The sequence below is a fragment of the Marinimicrobium hydrolyticum genome, assembly GCF_030848505.1.
In the GTDB taxonomy this organism is placed as follows: Bacteria; Pseudomonadota; Gammaproteobacteria; order Pseudomonadales; family Cellvibrionaceae; genus JAVDDU01.
On sequence record NZ_JAVDDU010000002.1, the window covers coordinates 638,515 to 654,836 of the forward strand.

19 protein-coding genes are annotated in these 16,322 nt (G+C 55.4%); 7 read left to right on the forward strand and 12 right to left on the reverse strand.

The genetic code is table 11. The annotated features are described in order from the left end of the window. Positions 1-33: 33 nt before the first annotated feature. The 4 genes from RBH33_RS05965 (at position 34) to RBH33_RS05980 (ending at position 2,369) form a co-directional block, all read left to right on the forward strand. The gene (locus tag RBH33_RS05965) at positions 34-525 is read left to right on the forward strand and encodes a Fur family transcriptional regulator (RefSeq protein ID WP_306731230.1); all 492 of its coding nucleotides are present in this window, start codon (positions 34-36) and stop codon (positions 523-525) included. Then, complete coding sequence (gene znuC, locus RBH33_RS05970) at positions 515-1,273, forward strand: zinc ABC transporter ATP-binding protein ZnuC (protein ID WP_473752899.1); 759 nt, start codon at positions 515-517, stop codon at positions 1,271-1,273. The genes RBH33_RS05965 and znuC overlap by 11 nt, the downstream gene beginning before the upstream one ends. Then, entirely contained in the window at positions 1,266-2,051 is a 786-nt protein-coding gene (gene znuB / locus RBH33_RS05975; RefSeq protein ID WP_306731231.1) for a zinc ABC transporter permease subunit ZnuB, read from the forward strand. Before znuC ends, znuB begins: the two co-directional genes overlap by 8 nt. Before the next feature lie 102 nt (positions 2,052-2,153). Further along, positions 2,154-2,369: a hypothetical protein gene (locus RBH33_RS05980; protein WP_306731232.1), complete on the forward strand. Its 216-nt coding sequence runs from the start codon at positions 2,154-2,156 to the stop codon at positions 2,367-2,369. Positions 2,370-2,690: 321 nt separating this feature from the next. Here RBH33_RS05980 and RBH33_RS05985 read toward each other — a convergent pair whose 3' ends face one another. From RBH33_RS05985 to RBH33_RS06005, 5 genes are read right to left on the reverse strand one after another with little or no spacing between them, the layout of a single operon-like run. After that, positions 2,691-3,383, reverse strand: a complete 693-nt coding sequence (locus RBH33_RS05985; RefSeq protein ID WP_306731233.1) for an SCO family protein — start codon at positions 3,381-3,383, stop codon at positions 2,691-2,693. 18 nt (positions 3,384-3,401) lie between these two features. Further along, on the reverse strand, positions 3,402-4,331 hold the full coding sequence (cyoE, locus tag RBH33_RS05990; protein ID WP_306731234.1) for a heme o synthase: 930 nt from the start codon (positions 4,329-4,331) through the stop codon (positions 3,402-3,404). Between the two features lie 32 nt (positions 4,332-4,363). Further along, positions 4,364-5,398 carry a COX15/CtaA family protein gene (locus RBH33_RS05995; protein ID WP_306731235.1) on the reverse strand — a complete coding sequence of 345 codons (1,035 nt, stop codon included), beginning with the start codon at positions 5,396-5,398 and terminating at the stop codon, positions 4,364-4,366. Positions 5,399-5,404: 6 nt separating this feature from the next. Next, a complete protein-coding gene (locus tag RBH33_RS06000; RefSeq protein ID WP_306731236.1) occupies positions 5,405-6,046 on the reverse strand; it encodes an SCO family protein in 642 nt (213 codons plus the stop codon). 7 nt (positions 6,047-6,053) lie between these two features. Beyond that, positions 6,054-6,812 carry an SURF1 family protein gene (locus RBH33_RS06005; protein WP_306731237.1) on the reverse strand — a complete coding sequence of 253 codons (759 nt, stop codon included), beginning with the start codon at positions 6,810-6,812 and terminating at the stop codon, positions 6,054-6,056. A gap of 100 nt (positions 6,813-6,912) precedes the next feature. Between RBH33_RS06005 and RBH33_RS06010 the strand changes: the two genes are divergently transcribed. Continuing rightward, positions 6,913-7,137, forward strand: coding sequence for a DUF2909 domain-containing protein (locus RBH33_RS06010; protein WP_306731238.1), 225 nt, complete (start codon positions 6,913-6,915; stop codon positions 7,135-7,137). 55 nt (positions 7,138-7,192) lie between these two features. Here the strand turns inward: RBH33_RS06010 and RBH33_RS06015 are convergent, their stop codons facing one another. The 4 genes from RBH33_RS06015 to coxB are packed head-to-tail and all read right to left on the reverse strand — an operon-like array spanning position 7,193 to position 11,628. Beyond that, positions 7,193-8,251 carry a cytochrome c oxidase subunit 3 gene (locus RBH33_RS06015; RefSeq protein WP_306731239.1) on the reverse strand — a complete coding sequence of 353 codons (1,059 nt, stop codon included), beginning with the start codon at positions 8,249-8,251 and terminating at the stop codon, positions 7,193-7,195. Positions 8,252-8,300: 49 nt separating this feature from the next. Then, positions 8,301-8,900 (reverse strand): cytochrome c oxidase assembly protein, encoded by a 600-nt coding sequence (locus RBH33_RS06020; protein WP_306731240.1) that lies wholly within the window; start codon positions 8,898-8,900, stop codon positions 8,301-8,303. A gap of 20 nt (positions 8,901-8,920) precedes the next feature. After that, positions 8,921-10,471, reverse strand: coding sequence for a cytochrome c oxidase subunit I (gene ctaD / locus RBH33_RS06025; protein WP_306731241.1), 1,551 nt, complete (start codon positions 10,469-10,471; stop codon positions 8,921-8,923). Between the two features lie 14 nt (positions 10,472-10,485). Further along, positions 10,486-11,628, reverse strand: coding sequence for a cytochrome c oxidase subunit II (gene coxB, locus RBH33_RS06030; RefSeq protein ID WP_306731242.1), 1,143 nt, complete (start codon positions 11,626-11,628; stop codon positions 10,486-10,488). Positions 11,629-12,046: 418 nt separating this feature from the next. Between coxB and RBH33_RS06035 the strand changes: the two genes are divergently transcribed. Continuing rightward, positions 12,047-13,420 carry an MATE family efflux transporter gene (locus RBH33_RS06035; RefSeq protein WP_306731243.1) on the forward strand — a complete coding sequence of 458 codons (1,374 nt, stop codon included), beginning with the start codon at positions 12,047-12,049 and terminating at the stop codon, positions 13,418-13,420. Positions 13,421-13,596: 176 nt separating this feature from the next. After that, entirely contained in the window at positions 13,597-14,247 is a 651-nt protein-coding gene (locus RBH33_RS06040) for a hypothetical protein (RefSeq protein ID WP_306731244.1), read from the forward strand. A 30-nt stretch (positions 14,248-14,277) separates the two neighbouring features. Here the strand turns inward: RBH33_RS06040 and RBH33_RS06045 are convergent, their stop codons facing one another. From RBH33_RS06045 to RBH33_RS06055, 3 genes are all read right to left on the reverse strand, one after another. Then, complete coding sequence (locus RBH33_RS06045) at positions 14,278-14,838, reverse strand: peroxiredoxin (RefSeq protein ID WP_306731245.1); 561 nt, start codon at positions 14,836-14,838, stop codon at positions 14,278-14,280. Between the two features lie 128 nt (positions 14,839-14,966). After that, positions 14,967-15,515, reverse strand: coding sequence for a DUF2058 domain-containing protein (locus tag RBH33_RS06050; RefSeq protein WP_306731246.1), 549 nt, complete (start codon positions 15,513-15,515; stop codon positions 14,967-14,969). A gap of 41 nt (positions 15,516-15,556) precedes the next feature. Continuing rightward, positions 15,557-16,288 (reverse strand): hypothetical protein, encoded by a 732-nt coding sequence (locus tag RBH33_RS06055; RefSeq protein WP_306731247.1) that lies wholly within the window; start codon positions 16,286-16,288, stop codon positions 15,557-15,559. Positions 16,289-16,322: the final 34 nt, after the last annotated feature.

The window sequence follows — 16,322 nt, forward strand, 5'->3', positions numbered from 1 at the left end:
AACATTTTAGCCCTGTAGCAGGAACCCCGCTTTATGCCCCAGAAGCCAGTCGCCTTCCACCGGCACAACCACAGCCACTGCGTTTCGTCCGCACTCGCTGAGGCGCAGGAGCTCTGCACAGAGCGGGGCGCCCGGCTTACGCCGCTCCGCCGCCAGGTACTGGAGTTGGTGTGGCGAAGCCATCGGCCCCTTGGCGCCTACGCCCTGATGGATCTCTTAGCCGAAGAGTCCACCCGGCGCGTCGCGCCACCAACGGTCTATCGGGCTTTGGACTTTCTGCTCGAGCAGGGGCTTATTCATCGAATCAATGGCCTTAATGCTTTTGTGGGTTGCCCCACACCGAATGAGCGCCATCAGAGTCATTTCCTCCTGTGCCGAAGTTGTGGTGTGGCTAAGGAGATGGAGAGTAACGACCTCAGTACGGTTATCCGAAAAACGGCGGAAGTTGACGGCTTTTTAGTGGAAAGCGACTCGCTGGAAGTCAACGGTCTTTGTCCTAGCTGCCGGAGTAGTGATGGTGCCTGAGCTTTTGATTCGCGGCCAGGGCCTGGGCGTGAAACGAGGCGGAAGGGATATCCTCAAAGATGCCGATCTGACTCTCGAAGTCGGGAAAATCGTCACCTTGATAGGTCCCAACGGCGCGGGCAAAACCACGCTGGTGCGGACCATTTTGGGCCTGATGAAACCTGATAGCGGTAGCCTTCAGCGCAAGCCCGGCCTCCGTATTGGCTATATGCCACAAAAAATGCACGTCGATCCCAGCCTTCCCTTATCGGTCGAGCGCTTTTTAACGCTCGGCGGGAAGCCTCGCTTAGCGCTGCCCGAAGTCTTGGCGCTTACCGGAATTGAGCACTTGCACCGCGCCCGGCTGCAAAACCTGTCGGGCGGAGAAACCCAAAGGGTGCTATTGGCCAGAGCTCTGTTGCGTGACCCCGACTTGCTGGTTCTGGATGAGCCCGTGCAGGGCGTGGACGTCAGGGGTCAAGCCGCACTCTACGATCTGATTAACGACATTCGCCATAAACAAGGCTGCGGGGTGCTGCTGGTTTCTCACGATTTGCATCTGGTTATGGCCAATACCGACACGGTGGTGTGCCTCAACCAACATGTCTGCTGCCAAGGTCACCCGGAGGAAGTGACCTCCGACCCCGCGTATCTGGCATTGTTTGGCGGTACGCTTGAGCCGCAAGTGGCCCTGTACACACACCATCATGACCACCATCACGACGCCCACGGCGATATCGTCCCCGAGGACACACGCCCCGATGCCTGATTTTTTACTCTATGCACTTTTATCCGGTCTGGGCGTGGCTGTTGTGGCCGGCCCGCTTGGCGCCTTTGCCGTATGGCGCCGTATGGCGTACTTTGGCGACACCCTGGCGCATTCGGCACTGTTGGGGGTAACGTTTGGGTTGCTGCTGCAGATTAACCTGAATTTCGCTGTCGCCATGGGGTGTTTACTACTGGCTTTGGTGTTGGTCGCGCTGCAACAGAATCGACTGCTCGCGACAGACACATTACTGGGGATTCTGTCCCACTCCACTCTGGCTCTGGGCCTAGTAACTTTGAGCCTGTTTACTGATAGCCGTATTGATTTGCTTGCCTACCTGTTCGGCGACATTCTGTCCGCCAACCGGGCCGACGTGATCACTATTTGGCTGATTAGCCTTGTGGTGGGCGCTCTACTGATCTGGTTATGGCGGCCGCTACTGGCCATTACGGTGCATGAGGAGTTGGCCCAGGTCGAGGGTGTTCGTGTTACGGCGGTGCGCACCGCGTTGATGCTACTGATGGCGCTGGTGATTGCCATAGCCATGAAGGTCGTCGGGGCGCTACTGATTACCGCGCTGTTAATCATTCCCGCTGCCGCTAGCCGGCGCCTGACCCACACACCCGAGCACATGGCCATTGGCGCCAGCCTACTCGGGTGCCTGTCTGTCGGCGGCGGGCTGGCGGCCTCTTTCCTGTGGGACACGCCGGCAGGCCCGTCCATCGTCCTCAGCGCCGCGTTGTTGTTTGTACTTTCGTTGCTGGTACGCCAACCCCGTTAAAAACCCTTGCACGACCACCCCACCTCTATGCGATACTATGCGCCAGCGTCCGATGGCGTAGTTTCGCTTAAATATTCAGCTCATGCATAAAGGATAGTGCTTATGGCCAGCCCCAACATAGTGATTGGCAACGAACTTGTAAACGGAGATTTAGTGTCGGAAAAGCTGCACCAGGATATCGCCTTCCTGGCTAACCGAATTGAACGCCTGAATCGCCAACCCTCCCCCAATCCCCAAGTCATCAAAGTCTATCAGGACATGCTCGATAGCCGTAACGCGGTACTCGACTGGCTGAACCGTGAGCAACGCGTAGGTTGAACGTCACTAAAAGTGCGTTGGGCCTAGACTAGTTATTGGAAATACGAAAAGCTCAGAAGGTCCGCCCGGAGGGGTAAGAGGTTCTGGGTTTATCTCACTAGTAGCTGCTTCGTAAGCAAGCCCAACGGCCGCGCAGGGTGAGTGTTCAGCAAACGTCGTGAACCCATCCGTGGGGACTGCCTCACCGGAGCGCCGGCCGAAAGGTCCCTCTTTTGAGGCTTGCTGAACACTCACCCTGCACGTCCTTAGTAGTCTCAGATACCGAGTTCTTTTCCCCAATCCCTAGCCGCTGTATTCATTGTCTGAGCGCTGAGACGCGCCTTAGAATGGAAAGCTGTTCACGATGGTGCGATAGGCTGTCTGCATGGAGCCAGTGTTAAATGGTGAGGTAAAAATAGCGTGGTAATCGCCTTTGGGGTTAATCAGAGTAATGTGCCCGCTGTGATCCACGGTGTAATCGTCACCCTGAGTTACCTTGGCAAACGCTACGTTTAACTCGTTGGCAAAACGGCGGATGGTCAGAAACTCTCCGGTCACGCCCACAAAATCTTCATGAAAATACGGCACATAATCGGCCAACACCTCAGGGGTATCCCGGGCCGGGTCCAAACTGACCATCAGCACTTGGGTCTGTTCCGCCATGTCGGCGGGCAGCTCATTCACCAAACGGCTGAGATCCACCATAGCCAGGGGGCAAATATCCGGGCAATGGGTAAAACCGAAAAAGATAAACGTCCACTTGCCCTTCAAGTCTTCCCGGGTGAAGCTCTCACCGCGATGATCCACCAACTCAAAGTCCGTGAACCGACGCGGTTGCTCCAGCAGTACCGCGCCCTGCTCCCGCAAGGCCTCCCGATCTACCACGGGGGCGCGGGTGACATTAAACACCAGCATTCCAATGACTAACGCCACCGCCAATATCAGCACCACCACGGTGCGGCGAATACCGCGCTTGCGATCAGCGTCTAAGTGTGGATGGGAGGATTGGTCTTTCTCAGGACTTTCTTGACTCACGGACAACTCCAAACAACATTAACCGCCGCTCAAATAATCGGCGGGCACCGGCAACAAATAATGATCCAGTAACATAACCACAAACAGCGCCATTAAGTAGACGATGGAATACTTGAAGGTATCCATGCCCACCGAGGGCTTTTTGCTGACCAAAAGAACCACCGACCAGTAAATAAACCCCGCGCCCAGCACCAAGGCACCGAGCAGGTACAGCCAGTTCAGCATGCCGGTAATGTAGGGCAGCACCGTCACAAGCACCAGAATCAAGGTGTACAGCAGGATATGCACTTTGGTGTAGTGCTCACCGTGGGTAACCGGCAGCATGGGTATCTCCGCCTTGGCGTACTCGTCCTTACGGTGCACAGCCAGGGCCCAAAAATGCGGAGGTGTCCATGCAAAGATAATCAGCACCAACAACAGTGCATGGCCGTGGATCTCGCCAGTAACGGCGGTCCAACCCAGCAGCGGCGGCGCAGCGCCGGCAATACCACCGATCACAATGTTCTGGGGCGTGGCTCGCTTGAGAAACAGGGTGTACACCACCGCATAACCCAACAAAGAAACCAGAGTCAGTACTGCTGTCAGGGTGTTAATAAACACCACCAACAGAGTCATACCAGCCAAGCCGATCACCAAGGCGAACAGGCCGGCATGCCAGGGGTCTACCCGCCCTGTGGCGACAGGCCGGTTAAACGTGCGCGCCATTTTTTTGTCCACCTGGCGATCCACCAGATGATTGACCGCAGCCGCGGAACCGGCACAGAGCGCGATACCGAGATTGCCGATGATCAGTACATCCAAAGGCACCATGCCTGGCACGGCCAGAAGCATGCCAATGATGGCGGTGAGGATCATCAGCATGACCACCCGGGGCTTGCACAGCTCGTAGTAGTCCCGCCAAGTAGCGGGTGCGGGTGCGAGATGGCTGCTCTCGGTTGCTTTACTCATCAGATGGGGGCCTTAATTTGCCAGCGGTGCACTTAGTGCCGCTGGGCTGTGTAGGTGCGATGGGCGAGGGTTACCAGTGTCAATAACAGTAACGCACCCCCGGCATTGTGGGCAACCGCTACCGCCAGAGGCAGAGACGCCAGGATGTTGGTGACGCCCAAGGCCACTTGCACCGCAAGGACACCGGCAATTATCAACGCCATACGCTGAGGTCTGCGATGCTTAATCTGCCACAGACGCCAACACAGCAGTCCCGCCAGTAGGATCACCACTAGAGCGCCCAAGCGGTGAGTCACGTGAATCGCGGTGCGAGCATCACTTTCCAGCAATCCGCCCAGATAGTTGGGGCCCACGTCCTGAGCGAAATTGAAGCCCTGGCGGAAGTCCATCTCTGGCCACCACTGACCATGGCACTGGGGAAAATCGGTGCATGCCAGAGCCGCATAATTGGCGCTGACCCAGCCGCCCAGGGCAATCTGGGCAACAACAACAATAATCACCAACCACAGCAGCGACGTGATACCGCGCAGGCGTCGTACGCTGTTGGAGGGCATGCGCCACCGGTGGCCTGCGTAACGCTGGCTAAGCAGCCACAGTAATGACAGCGTGGCAAAGCCGCCCAACAAATGCGCCACCACAACCTGCGGCCACAACTTTAGGGTAACCGTCCACATGCCAAACAAGGCTTGCACAATCACCAGGATTAGCAGCCCCAAGGTGAGTTTGCGCGGATAGCTATGCTCCGGGTCGCGGCTAGCCCGCCGCCAAGTGGCGATGGTCAGGCCTAGGATCATCAGGCCCAGAATCCCGGCCGCGTAACGGTGCACCATCTCCGGCCAGGTTTTGTCGTGCTCCACCGGGAATTCAGGAAAGGCAGCCTCGGCGCGAGCTACGGCCTCATCCGATTTAGGCCAGGTTAAATGCCCGTAACAACCGGGCCAGTCTGGGCATCCCAAACCGGCATCCACTAGCCGAGTAAAAGCACCCAGTACAACCACAATAACGCAAAAAGCGGTGGCCGCTAGTGCCCAGCGATACATTTGAGGGGATTTTTTTGTCTCGTTCACGCCGTTTTAGTCCTCGTAGGTTACTTTCAACATGCGTTTGATATCTGTTAGCAGTTGGTTGCCTGAGTGGCCTGGATCATAAGCCATCATCAGGTATCCTGACTGGTCCATCAGATAGTAGTGTCCTTCGGCCACTGGCTCGCTTCCCGCTAAATTTGTTTGACCCAAAAGATCAGACAGGCGGTTTTCGGCTAAACGCATTACCCGCAGGCCCGGATGCTCCTGCTCCAAAAATGTGGCCAAGTTGGCCTCCACTGCTTCGTTCTCTCCCAGCAACAGGAAGCGCTCCATTCTATAGGCGTCGCTCCCCAAACGCACATGCACTTGCCGGGTTAGAAAGAGAGTTTGCTCACACTGGGTATTACAGCCACCAAAGGCGGGCACCAGCAAACGCCAGCGCCGACGTTCACTGCTCAGATCCCACTGCTCTGCCGCACCTTGCTCCACCAGTTGTAGTTGCGCCACCGGTTGGGGGGGCGTTAACAACACACCCTCATTGGCCGTGCCTGAGGGCATGCCGATGCCTGTGTGGTAAACCACCATGGCGGCTACCAAGGGCAAGGCCACTACCAGCATGATGGCAGAGGCCATAATTCGGCCTCGCCACAGAGCCGCCTTGCTAAATTCGCGTGGAGATTCAGAATTCATTCAGTACTCACTTCTTAGATCGGCGGCTGCGCCACCAGGCGAGCACATTACTGTTGGCAAACAAAAACCACACCACCAATGCCGCCGCCATGGCGAACCACTGAAAGGCATAGCCCAGGTGTGTATGGGCGGTCATATTAACCGCCTGCCAGCCGGTTTCAAAGGCTCCCGGACTGGTTTCGGCGATACGAAGGTAGGGCACCGCCAACGGCCGACCCAATTGCTCAGCCATGGCGTCGGTCTCGATCGCCATCACCACTCGGGGCCACTCGCTGGTAAGGCTTGATGCGTCCAGCATGGGATGATGAGAGACAGTCGCCAGTTCAGCGAAGATACTCCTCTCGCCGCGAACCGGTGGCACCGGCGGTAGTTGCTGTCGATCTCCGGTGCCCTGTAGCCAACCTCGGTTGACCAGAATCCAAGTACCATTCTCCAATTGAAACGGAGATACCACTTCGTAACCTACCCGGCCCCGTCGTTGTTTATTGTCGAGCAACCATGTATGTTCGTTGTCGAATTGCCCTCGGGCGATGACCCGCTGAAACGGCTCTAATACCTCTAGGTTGTCGCCGCTCAGCTCAATGGGTGGAGCGCTCTGTCGAGCCGCAAAACTGGCCTCAATGGCGCGCTTTTCTGCCCCTCGGTCCAATTGCCAAAACCCCAAAGTCAGCAACAGCGGCAACGCCAAAGCGGCCACGGCGGTGATTTTCCAGTTGAGACTGAACCGTAATCGGACGGGGCTGGATGGTTCTTGAACGAAGCTCACGGCTTGATACCCTTAACACCGGGTGCGCGGCATAAATCCTGAGCGCACTGTCCAGCATAGACGGACTAACAGAGTATTCCTTTGAAATTAGAGAATGAATATGTGGCTTAAAATCTTAATTGTGGTGTTGTTCATTGGCGTTGTCCTGAGTCTAGGCAGCGGCCTGCGCTTCTTGCTCAAGGACATGGGGGTACCGGAGTCCAAACGCACACTGTACGCATTGGGCGTACGGGTATGTCTGGCGACCGTAATGATGGCGCTCATCTTTTACGGATTTCACAGCGGCATTCTGACCAGCCAAGCACCTTGGGATGCCGGCCCTTAAGGGCACGGATTAAACACGGGCAGGCCGTTAGTCAACGGCCTGCCCGATTGGTTTCTTAACCGAAGATATACACTGCGAAGAACAAGCCTACCCAGACCACATCCACGAAGTGCCAATACCAGCTTGCCGCATCAAAGCCGAAGCTGTCCTCAGACGAGAAGTGGCCCTTAAGCACAGAGCGGAACCACATCACCGCCAGCATGAAGGTACCCAACAGTACGTGCGCACCGTGGAACCCAGTCAGCATAAAGAACGTTGCACCATAGATACCGGTATCGAGCGTCAAACCCATATCTCTGTAGGCGATAACGTACTCCCAGGCCTGCAGAGTCATAAAAATTAACGCCAGAACGATGGTTACGCCCAGCCAGACGTTAAAAGGCTTGCGTGCGTTTTTCTTAATGGCACTGTGCGCGAAGTGACACGTAACACTGGATGCGAGAAGTATCACGGTGTTCCAGAACGGCAACCAAGTCCACAGGGACGCTGCGTCACGGAAGCTCATGCTCTGATCCGGGCCCGTGACGTTAGCAGCATCACCGTGCACAGCCATGTCCGGGGTTACCATGAGCGGCCAATTCGCCTCAAAGCCCGGCCACAATAAAACGTTCTCGGCACCGTGCCCTTCGCCGGCGAGCCAGGGCAAAGCCAGGGTCCGAACGTAAAACAGTGCACCAAAGAAGGCGGCGAAAAACATCACTTCACTGAAAATAAACCAGCCCATGCCCCACACGTAAGAACGCTTTAGCTGGGGGCTGTTCAAGCCCGCAATGTTCTCTCGGATAACAATGGAGAACCAATTCCAGATGACGCCAGCGAAGGCCAAGCCACCCAAGGCAAAAACCATTGGGCCAGTAAGGAGATTTGACAGAGTTTCCGAAGCGGCGCTGACCACGACAAACATGATAATGCCTGCCACGATGGTTAACCGGCGGCTCCAGTCAAACAGTGCAGCCGCAAAAACAAACAACGCCACTGCCACGATCAGCGGGCTGGTGGTTACACCACTCAGCCAGGCCGACGCTCCAAATACCGTAAGAAACATGCCGATACTGGCCAACAGGGGCAGCTTACTCTGTTCCGGTACGTAGTAGTTTCCTTCGCTTGTTGCCATTTTTTAGTCTCCGCGCTACTCAGATGGCGCTACTTATAAAGGTTAAACACTAATTTGTTGCGGCTGCGACTCGGCCCGAATTTCTTTCGGCGGCCGCTCTGCTCGACCCGAACCGATCGGTCACATCAAACAGGGTATAGGAGAGCGTGATGGTGTTTACCGAAGCCGGAATGTCGCGATCCACGATAAAAAGCATGGGCATTTCGGCTCGCTCGCCTGCCGTCAGCGGCTGCTGTTCAAAACAAAAGCACTCGGTTTTGTGGAAATAGTTTGCGGCCATAAAAGGGGTCAGACTCGGGATGGCCTGCCCCACCATGTCACGTTCAGTCGGGTTATACGCGCTGTAATCGATGCGCACCTGTTCACCAGGGTGAACGTGCAAGGTACGCACCTCAGGGCCAAACTCCCAAGGCATGCCATCATTGTTGAAGGCGACAAACTGAACCCTAATGGTGCGACTTGTATCAGCCCCTCGTACATCCACTGCTTCGTAACGACCACCGGTTTTACCGTTCAAACCGGTGATCTCACAAAAGACCTCGTACATCGGCGGCATTATCCAGATGGCAAACACGAACATCCCTGTGGCCAAACCACACAACTTCAAACACAGCGCTGTCAATGGATTACTTGGCATCGGCAGTTTCATGATGGCACCTCTGGACGCGGTTACTTGATCTCAGGTGGCGTACTGAACGTATGGTAAGGCGCGGGAGAAGCTACAGTCCACTCCAGGCCTTCCGAGTTTTCCCAAACCCGGTCAGTCGCTTTTTTACCTCTAAAGATCGTATCCAGCACGATGTACAAGAACAGAATCTGAGAGGCACCAAATATAAAGGCGCCCACACTGGAGATCATGTTCCAGTCCGCGAACATCATGTGGTAATCGGGAATCCGCCGAGGCATACCGGCCAAGCCAGCAAAGTGCATGGGGAAGAAAGTAACGTTCAGGCCCACAAAAGCTACCCAAAAATGCGTCTTACCCAAAATCTCGTTGTACATACGGCCGGTCCACTTAGGCAGCCAGTAGTATACCGCGGCAATAATAGAGAAGAGCGCGCCCGGCACCAGTACATAGTGGAAATGCGCCACTACGAAATAGGTGTCGTGATACTGGAAGTCCGCCGGAGCGATCGCCAGCATAAGACCGGACAAACCACCGATAGTGAACAAAATCACGAACGCGATGGAAAACAGCATGGGCGTCTCGAACGTCATGGCGCCTCGGAACATGGTCGCCACCCAGTTAAACACCTTAACCCCAGTGGGAACGGCAATCAGCATGGTGGCGTACATGAAGAACAACTCGCCCGCGATAGGCATACCCACCGTAAACATGTGGTGCGCCCATACAATAAAGCTGAGGAAGGCGATGGACGCTGAGGCGTAAACCATGGACGAGTAACCGAACAGCGGCTTACGCGCAAAAGTCGGAATAATCGCACTGATAATGCCGAATGCCGGCAGAATCATGATGTACACCTCGGGGTGTCCGAAGAACCAGAAAATGTGCTGGAACAGTACCGGATCACCACCACCAGCGGCATCAAAGAAGCTGGTGCCGAAGTGAATATCCATCAGCATCATGGTGACCAGGCCAGCCAGTACCGGCATAACCGCAATCAAGAGGTAGGCGGTGATCAACCAGGTCCAGACGAACAGCGGCATTTTCATCAGAGTCATGCCGGGCGCACGCATGTTCAAAATGGTGGCCACAATGTTAATGGCCCCCATGATGGAGCTGGCACCCATGATGTGCACAGCAAAAATAAAGAATGTCACACTCTCTGGAGCGTAAGTGGTGGACAGGGGCGCGTAGAAAGTCCAACCGAAGTTGGGCGCACCGCCCGGCATAAACAAAGTGGACAGGAGCATGAAGAATGCGAAAGGCAGAATCCAGAAACTCCAGTTGTTCATGCGCGGCAGAGCCATATCCGGAGCACCGATCATCATCGGCAACATCCAGTTGGCCAGACCGACAAACGCCGGCATGATTGCCCCGAACACCATGATCAACCCGTGCAGGGTGGTCATTTGGTTGAAGAAGTTGGGGTCGACAATTTGCATGCCGGGTTCAAACAGCTCAGCGCGAATTACCAACGCGAATATACCGCCGATAATAAACATGGCGAAGCTGAACCAGAGGTACATGCTGCCGATGTCTTTGTGGTTGGTGGTGAACAACCAGCGGCTTAAACCTTTTGCGGGACCGTGTGCCATTGCGAGTAAGCCTCCTAGTCGTTCTGCTTGAAGTTAAAGACATCTATGGGCTGGACCGAATCGCCCATATTGTTACCCCAAGCATTACGCTGATAGGTCACAACAGCCGCGATATCGACCTCGCTCAACTGGTCACCGAAAGCTTGCATTGCAGTACCTCTCGAACCATTTACAACGATATTTAGGTGGTCTTCGACCGGCCCAACGGCCATGCCGCCGATCAGGGCAGGGAAGATCCCGGAAACGCCGGTACCGTCTGGTCTGTGACAAGCCGCACACCACTGGGTATGCACTTGCCGCCCACGGTCATACAGCTCTTCGAATTCGAAAGTTTGCTCAGTCAACTGACGTACAGCTTCCTGTTCGGCACGCTTTTCTTGCAGCCACGCCTGATACTCTTCTTTAGGCAAAGCCTCAACCACGATGGGCATGAACGCGTGGTCGCGCCCACACAGCTCAGCGCACTGGCCGCGGTAAATACCGGGCTCTTCGACAATAGCCCAGGACTCATTGATAAAACCGGGGATAGCGTCTTTCTTGACACCGAACGCGGGCACCCACCAAGAGTGGATAACGTCAGCGGCAGTAATCAGGAAACGCACTTTGGTATCTACCGGGATAACCAACGGCTCATCCACTTCCAGCAAATAGTGCGGACCAAAAGGCTCGAAGCCTTCGATTTGATCACGCGGGGTGCTCATATTGCTGAAGAAGCTGAGGTCTTCATCCAGGTAGTCGTAGCGCCAACGCCATTGATAGCCGGTGATCACCACATCGATCTCGGCTTCAGAGGCGTCGTACAAATTGATCAGCGATTTGGTGGCGGGGAAGGCCATGGCGATGAGAATGGCCAGGGGGATTGCCGTCCAGACGATTTCCAGCGCTGTGCTCTCATGGAAGTTGGCCGCTTTCACGCCACGGGACTTACGGTGCATGATCATGCTGTAGAGCATAATTCCAAACACCACCACGGAGATGGCCACACACCACCAAAACATCTGCATGTGAAGGCCGTAGATTTCGCGGCTAACCGGGGTTACGCCCTCGACCATATTGAACTTCCACCGCTCAACCTCTTCTGCCATGGCCTGATAGCTGGTCATCAGAACTGCAGGGGCAAGCAGCCAGGCCCAAAGCCTACGCGCTCGTTTTAACATCGCCCTTTTTCTCCGTGTAGCCAATTGATGCTTTTTTTACTTCGAGGATCGCAACATTGGTTAAAAATGCCGAAAATCGCTCAACCCAGGAAAAAACGACGATCGTGTGCTCAGCCGCAGCCCCAACCGGCCCAATTCCGTAAGAATCGCCCGCACCTCTGCCGCGCTAGACAGCGCTTTTTACCAGGGGCAGGGGTACCAACGGAAACGCGTTCGGCGGGGTACGGCCAGTTCGACTGTGGCAAATCGTCGCAAATACAGGCGCGTAGGAGGCCACAATGGCACCAAAAAGTCAACGTCTTTGTCCTAGCCCCCGCCCTGGACGGGGCGCTTTATGCGCGGCCCAGAGCGCTTTAAACTGGCGCCTCGCGGGGTTCCAAAAACCTCAGGGATCCAGCACAACCAGAAGCCCTACCTCATGATTTCTAGATCCCGCCGCACCCATCGACAAATCTGGCAGTTGGCCTGGCCCATGATGCTGACCAACTTGTCTGTGCCCCTGCTGGGCGCTGTGGATACCGCCATTCTCGGCCACCTGCCCAGCCCGGTGTACCTCGCGGCGGCAACGCTCGGGGCCAGCTTGGTTACCCTGCTCCTATGGTCGTTCGGCTTTCTGCGCATGGGCACCACCAGTTTGGTGGCTCGGGCCTATGGCCGGGAAGATCACGACAACAGCCGGCTGATCCTCGCCCAGAGCGCTGTACTGGGCCTGTTGCTGGGTGTTTCCTTGGCGGTACTGGGGCGCTTACTGACCCCCGTAGCTCTGGCCTGGATTAACCCAAGTGAAGAAGTGGCAACGCTGGCTCAAAGTTACGCCGAGATTCGCTTGCTGGGTGCTCCTGCGGTATTGCTCACCTATGCCCTAGTGGGCTGGTTTATCGGCCAACAGGACACGCGTCGACCGCTGGTGATTCTCGTTTCCACCAACCTGCTGAACATCGTTTTGGATGGCGTTTTTATATGGGGGCTCGGCCTGAACAGCGATGGCGCGGCCATGGCCAGCGTGGTGGCGGAATACGCTGGTTTGGCTCTGGGCTTATGGCTGCTTTGTAAACGTCTTAAGGGGATGGGCGGCCGCCTCGCCACCAAACACTTAACTCGGCCGGCCACTTATCTTCCGCTGCTGCAGGTCAATCGCCATTTGTTTGTGCGCACCTTGTGCCTATTAGCCGTGTTCGTATTTTTTGCCGCTCAAGGGGCACGCTTGGGTGATCAAGTTCTTGCGGCCAACGCCATACTGCTGCAGTTTGTGCTGCTCACATCTCACGCCCTGGATGGTTTTGCCCATGCCGCCGAAGCTTTAAGCGGGCGCGCCATAGGCGCTGGACGGCGAGCGGAGTTTTTCCGAATATGCCGAGCCAGCACCATTTGGGCCTTGGGGATGGCGGTTTTGGTGAGCTTAACGTTTTTCCTGGGGCAAGCTTGGCTTTTGACGTTATTCACCGAGCTGGAGTCGGTTCTCGAGTTGGCGAGCCAGTATTATCTCTGGGTGTGCCTCTTGCCTCTGGTCGCGGTGTGGGCGTACCAATTGGATGGATTGTTTTTGGGCAGCGGGAAGACCGCCGCCATGCAATACGCCATGTTGATTTCGGCCGGGCTGGTTTTTCTGCCCCTCTGGTGGTTAACCCGAGGCTGGGGAAACCAAGGACTCTGGCTAACGTTTACTGTCTTCAATGGTGCCCGAGGGTTGCTGATGGGCGCTATCTTTCTGCACTACAGCCGGGCGAAAACCTGGGTTCCGGCTCACCCTTTTGTCGAATGCGACGCCACCCCTATGATAAAACGTTCTTAAAGCCAGCTTGTAATTACCAACTTTTGAATTAAGTTTAAAGAGTAGATGGCGCGATTGCCGCCATCCTCAACCTTAAACCCAGCAGGCTTTTGGCTAGGTTTTTGTTCCGTTCGTTCAGAACAACACCAGCCACCCAGCGGGCTTCATGCGGATATACCGCAGAGGACATGCCTATCATGAGCCTTCAACAGCTCGCCGACATCGAGGCTCTGATTCAAAAAGCCAAGGCGCGCGATTTTGAAAATGACAAACTGACGAAGGTACTGGAAGCTCGTGCCCAGCATTTGCACGGCGCGATTAAGTTGCCTGCCGACAAATCGGTTCAGGCTCTGCGTGCTTTCGTGATTCGCTACATCGAACGGGTACCCGCTTTCATCGATGCCATTGATCACATCAGCCGCGAAGCGGGCATCGATGAACCGGTCACGCCACTGCTGAATATCGCCTGCGACTATTTTCTCTCGCCACCGGATTTAATCAATGGACGCAGCCAACTGGAAGCGCTGCTTGATGAAGCCTATCTGGCACACCGGTTATTGGAGGAAGTGAATGACCGTTTTATGGGTTATTGTGGTATTCCCCTGGCGCCCATGGACAGCACGCGCGCCAATGTAATCGCTCATGAGCTTATCGGCGAACCTTTCGCCAATGAACTGGATCAGGCGGTGCTGTTTTCTGCCGAGTTACTGTTGAATGAATACAGCTTCAAGAGTGAAAGCTTTCAGCGCTACATCGCACTGCACAAAGATCGGGGCTGGTCTGAGGAGATTCGTCGCTGGCCATGCCTGGAGAGTGACCTGGACATTGATATCCGCTTTGAGGAATAGCGGCAGAAACCGCCCCGTTAGAATTTCGCCTTAAGCCTGCTTTTCCAACCAAGCAATAACCTCGGTAGGGTTCAGGTGAGGAGGGAAGACTGGGTAGTAGACCTTGCGAATTACTCCGTCCTTCAATACCAGTGTGACCCGCTTAATCAGACGCGCAAAATCGTGCTCAAAGGTGGGCAGCTTCAAAGCCCCGGCCAGCGCCAGATTGCTGTCGTTCAAAAGCTCGAAGGGCAAATGTAACCGCTGCGCGGCTTCTTTCTGCTCGTCAAAAGGCTGTGAACTGACGCCAAATACGGTGGCACCCAAACGCCGCAACTCAAGGTGGCGATCTCGGAACGCACAACACTCCGTGGTGCAGCCACGCGCCCCCGGAATCTTATTCCAGCCCAGCATGGGTGGCTGATCGGGGTTGCCGGTCATCGGATAAAAGTACGCCACCACCCAACCCTTCTCGGCACTCAAATCCACGGTGGATCCGCCGGTGCTTGGCAACGCGACCGAAGGCAACCGACTGCCGGTGAGATGATCGCAGGCACCGTCGTCTTCTGGTACCGGCAAATCCGGCGGCAGCATGTAAAGATTTTTCGCCATAAAATAAACTCCCTGTTGAATAATAGCCCCGAAAAACGTGCCATCCGGGCATCGTTACTGGAGACGTTTCAATTCTAACCCTGGATTGCGACAGGGCGCCAGTGCTCTACATTCGCTGTGGCCTATTGCTACCACATGAGATCGTCAGGGATCACGTAATCTTTGTATGGGTCGTCCGCTTCCTCGACGGCACTCTCTGCTTTGACGTTCGCGACGACCACCCTGCCCTCGCCCCTCACGGCAATTTTATCCGCAACGATGCGGGGCACCAGTTCATAGTCTTCCCCGAGCCGCACTATGGCCAATTGGCCACGAATGATCTGCTGTTGTACGGCCGGTGAAACGCGTATTTTTTTGATGCGTTTGTCGTCGGTGAAGTTGTACTCCACAGTATCACCGCCGGAGTTTTTGGGCTGGCGATGATTGAGAATCAATTGTTTGATTTGTGCCTCTACTGCTTTACGCTCCAGTTCTTCCTGGCGCTGGCGGTTTAACTCCCGGTCGCGTTCGGCTTTTTGCGCCCGCACTTGTTGAGCCGACTGTTTAAGCTCGTCCACCTCCGGCTCGCCGGACCGGCGTGCTTGTTTGTTTTTCTTGCGCTTTTCCTTACTGACCTGCTTTGCTTGCTTGGCGTCAACCAAGCCCGCTTTTAGCAACTGATCTTGCAGCGTAGGCATAAAAGATTACCTCAAATTTCTTGCGGGTTAATGCGCATGATTCAGATCTCAATAGCCGCGGATTTTAAGGCCTCTTCGCGCAGGTCGTTCAGATCCGCATCAAAACGTGCCAGCCAGTGCCGAAAGGTTCGACGCCAGGCGGCCCGCTGGTTGCCACGCGTATTTCGTGCTGAAGCATCCACCGTGGTGGTATTGCCAAAAGCGGTCATGCCAAAGCTGCGCGGCGAAACCCGTACCGCGTCTTCAAGCACGGCCACCAACTCACCGCTTTGGGAGTCCGCCAGCACCACTTCAATGCGTAGGTCGCCAAAAGAGGTGACCGTAAAATCGCCCACCGTACCGCCGCCCATGGCATCAAGCCGGGGAGTGTGCGGGCGATAGCTCTTCAAACGGAACTCCACGGCCAGCACGTTAGGACCACCCGTATTGGTCAAATCAAACGTCCGGCCCTGAGCAAAAAGATGCGCCGCCAACTCATCAAACGAGCTTACGTAAGGCAGCATGTCTTCATAGGTTGAACCGCCCCAGCTCCGGTTAATTTCCTGGTCGGTAGAGCGCAGTATTAACATTCCATCCAACTGCAGAGGAAACAGTAATAGTTTGTCGTATTTTGCGAAGGCGTCCCTATCTGGCACCACAAACCGGTGAAATCGCCGGTCATTCAACTGGTAGTAGGTCTGATCCGCACCTTCTACATACACAGGTGTGTCGGGCGCAGCAGCGCACCCTAGCAACAACAGGAGGGCTAAAAGCGAAGGAAAAAAAACTTTCATGGCAGTTCTCTGAGTATACGGGTAATGATGAGGT

Bases quoted from the DNA above. Each gene is read 5' to 3' on its own strand.
- RBH33_RS05965 (WP_306731230.1), top strand. From the start codon at position 34: ATGCCCCAGAAGCCAGTCGCCTTCCACCGGCACAACCACAGCCACTGC.
- znuC (WP_473752899.1), top strand. From the start codon at position 515: ATGGTGCCTGAGCTTTTGATTCGCGGCCAGGGCCTGGGCGTGAAACGA.
- znuB (WP_306731231.1), top strand. From the start codon at position 1,266: ATGCCTGATTTTTTACTCTATGCACTTTTATCCGGTCTGGGCGTGGCT.
- RBH33_RS05980 (WP_306731232.1), top strand. From the start codon at position 2,154: ATGGCCAGCCCCAACATAGTGATTGGCAACGAACTTGTAAACGGAGAT.
- cyoE (WP_306731234.1), bottom strand. From the start codon at position 4,331: ATGAGTAAAGCAACCGAGAGCAGCCATCTCGCACCCGCACCCGCTACT.
- RBH33_RS06000 (WP_306731236.1), bottom strand. From the start codon at position 6,046: ATGAATTCTGAATCTCCACGCGAATTTAGCAAGGCGGCTCTGTGGCGA.
- RBH33_RS06010 (WP_306731238.1), top strand. From the start codon at position 6,913: ATGTGGCTTAAAATCTTAATTGTGGTGTTGTTCATTGGCGTTGTCCTG.
- RBH33_RS06015 (WP_306731239.1), bottom strand. From the start codon at position 8,251: ATGGCAACAAGCGAAGGAAACTACTACGTACCGGAACAGAGTAAGCTG.
- RBH33_RS06020 (WP_306731240.1), bottom strand. From the start codon at position 8,900: ATGAAACTGCCGATGCCAAGTAATCCATTGACAGCGCTGTGTTTGAAG.
- ctaD (WP_306731241.1), bottom strand. From the start codon at position 10,471: ATGGCACACGGTCCCGCAAAAGGTTTAAGCCGCTGGTTGTTCACCACC.
- coxB (WP_306731242.1), bottom strand. From the start codon at position 11,628: ATGTTAAAACGAGCGCGTAGGCTTTGGGCCTGGCTGCTTGCCCCTGCA.
- RBH33_RS06035 (WP_306731243.1), top strand. From the start codon at position 12,047: ATGATTTCTAGATCCCGCCGCACCCATCGACAAATCTGGCAGTTGGCC.
- RBH33_RS06040 (WP_306731244.1), top strand. From the start codon at position 13,597: ATGAGCCTTCAACAGCTCGCCGACATCGAGGCTCTGATTCAAAAAGCC.
- RBH33_RS06045 (WP_306731245.1), bottom strand. From the start codon at position 14,838: ATGGCGAAAAATCTTTACATGCTGCCGCCGGATTTGCCGGTACCAGAA.
- RBH33_RS06050 (WP_306731246.1), bottom strand. From the start codon at position 15,515: ATGCCTACGCTGCAAGATCAGTTGCTAAAAGCGGGCTTGGTTGACGCC.
- RBH33_RS06055 (WP_306731247.1), bottom strand. From the start codon at position 16,288: ATGAAAGTTTTTTTTCCTTCGCTTTTAGCCCTCCTGTTGTTGCTAGGG.